Source organism: Streptomyces sp. 8K308 (assembly GCF_004348315.1).
Lineage (GTDB): Bacteria > Actinomycetota > Actinomycetes > Streptomycetales > Streptomycetaceae > Streptomyces.
On sequence record NZ_SMKC01000582.1, the window covers coordinates 1 to 1,955 of the forward strand.

Here is a 1,955-nt window from a genome sequence, read left to right on the forward strand (position 1 = left end):
GGCCCGCGTCGTTCCGCTCGCCCCGCGCCCGCCCCGCGCGCCCCGTGCCAAGGAGCCGCTGTGGCGGCACCTGGTCGGGGATGTGCTGCGCCACGAGCGCCGGGCCCAGGACCGGACCCTCAAGGACGTGGCCGAAGCGGCCCGCATCTCCATGCCGTACCTGTCCGAGCTGGAGCGCGGTCGCAAGGAGGCGTCGTCCGAGGTGCTCGCGGCCGTCGCCCGCGCCCTCGGCCTCAGCCTGGCCGAACTGCTCGCCCGCGCCCACGGCCGGCTCGGGGTCTCGGTGACCTCCGTCACGGAGATCGGCGCCCGTCGGCAGGCGAGCCGAGGGCCTGCCGAGGCCCCCTACAACGGTCAACTCCGCCTCGCGGCCTGAGCGTCCGAGCCGCCGAGGCACACGGAGGCCGGCGAATCAACCAGAGCCCGCCCGCCGCGCGGCGGGCGGGCCCGGGTGAACGGACGTCGTGCGCTCCGCGACGGCCAGCAGGCGATGTGTCAGGACACCGGCGCCCGGCGCGAAAGGACCTGGTCCGCGAGCCCGTACTCCACCGCCTCCCTGGCCGTGAACACCTTGTCCCGGTCCATGTCGGCCCGGAGCGTGGCGATGTCGTGCGGGGTGTGGCGGGCGAGCACCTCCTCCACCTGGGAGCGGATCCTGACCATCTCCTTGGCCTGCACGCTGAGATCGGCGACCGTCCCCTGCGCCCCCCGGCTCGCCGGCTGGCCGAGCAGCACCCTGGCGTGCTCGAGCACCACCCGCCGGCCCGGGTCGCCGCCGGCGAGCAGCACGGCGGCCGTCGACGCCGCCTGCCCGACGCAGATGGTCGAGATCGGCGCGCTGACGTAGGTCATCGTGTCGTAGATGGCCATCAGTGAGGTGTACGAGCCGCCGGGCGAGTTGATGTAGATCGAGATCTCGCGCTCCGGGCTCGCCGACTCCAGGTGGATCAGCTGCGCGATGACGACGTTCGCCACGCCGTCGTCGATCTCGGTGCCGAGGAAGATGACGCGCTCGGAGAGCAGCCGGCTGTAGATGTCGTAGGCGCGCTCGCCGGTCGGGGTGCGCTCGACCACGGTCGGAATCGTGTACTGCCCCATGATCAGAACCCCGTCCTTCGCTGAACGCCGGCCGGCCGGACGTCGTCGAGCGACGTCAGCACGTGGTCGACAAGCCCGTACTCCCTGGCCTCCTCGGCCGTGAACCAGCGGTCGCGGTCGCCGTCCCTGGCGATGGTCTCGGGGGACTGGCCGCTGTGCTCGGCGGTGATCCGCTCGATGGTCCGCTTGGTGTGCTCCAGGTTCTCGGCCTGGATCTCGATGTCCGCCGTCGTCCCGCCGATGCCGGCGGACGGCTGGTGCATCATGACGCGGGCGTGCGGCAGCGCGTAGCGCTTGCCGGCCGCGCCGACCGTCAGCAGGAACTGGCCCATGCTGCCGGCGAATCCCATGGCGAGCGTGGCCACGTCGTTGGGGATCAGTCGCATCGTGTCGTAGATGGCGAGCCCGGCGTGCACCGAGCCGCCGGGGCTGTTGATGTAGAGGCTGATGTCGGCCCTGGGGTTCTCGGCCGAGAGCAGCAGGAGTTGGGCGCAGATGCGGTTCGCCGACACCTCGTCGACCTGCGTGCCGAGGAACACGATCCGCTGGGTGAGCAGTTGGGCCGCGAGATGGTCGTCGAAGCGGCTGGGCGGGGTGTCCCCGTCCGCCGCCCGGATGGGCAGGGGCGCTGTCATCGGTCCTCCCGGTCGAGGGTCGCGGGCCCGGCGCCGGCGCGCCGGGCCCTTCTCCCCCCACCCTCGACCGGCGCCGGCCGTAGCCGAAGGGTTCTCGGCCCGCCGCAGATCTCCTCTCAGCAGAGCGGACGTCCCGGCGCGCGACCGCTTATGCGAACGACGTTCGACAGCTAGCATCCCGACCTTGATTGGGAGCGCTCCCAGCCCGTTTCCCCATCCCCT

The 1,955-nt window shown here is 72.2% G+C and carries 3 protein-coding genes; 1 reads left to right on the top strand and 2 read right to left on the bottom strand.

What is annotated here, in order from left to right; translation table 11 throughout:
* A partial coding sequence (locus E1265_RS35880; RefSeq protein ID WP_207931352.1) for a helix-turn-helix transcriptional regulator occupies positions 1-376 on the top strand: 376 nt, incomplete at its 5' end.
* 119 nt (positions 377-495) lie between these two features.
* Here the strand turns inward: E1265_RS35880 and E1265_RS35885 are convergent.
* Positions 496-1,098, bottom strand: coding sequence for an ATP-dependent Clp protease proteolytic subunit (locus tag E1265_RS35885; protein ID WP_132935126.1), 603 nt, complete (start codon positions 1,096-1,098; stop codon positions 496-498).
* Positions 1,099-1,100: 2 nt separating this feature from the next.
* Positions 1,101-1,733: an ATP-dependent Clp protease proteolytic subunit gene (locus tag E1265_RS35890; protein WP_132935127.1), complete on the bottom strand. Its 633-nt coding sequence runs from the start codon at positions 1,731-1,733 to the stop codon at positions 1,101-1,103.
* Positions 1,734-1,955 lie beyond the last annotated feature (222 nt).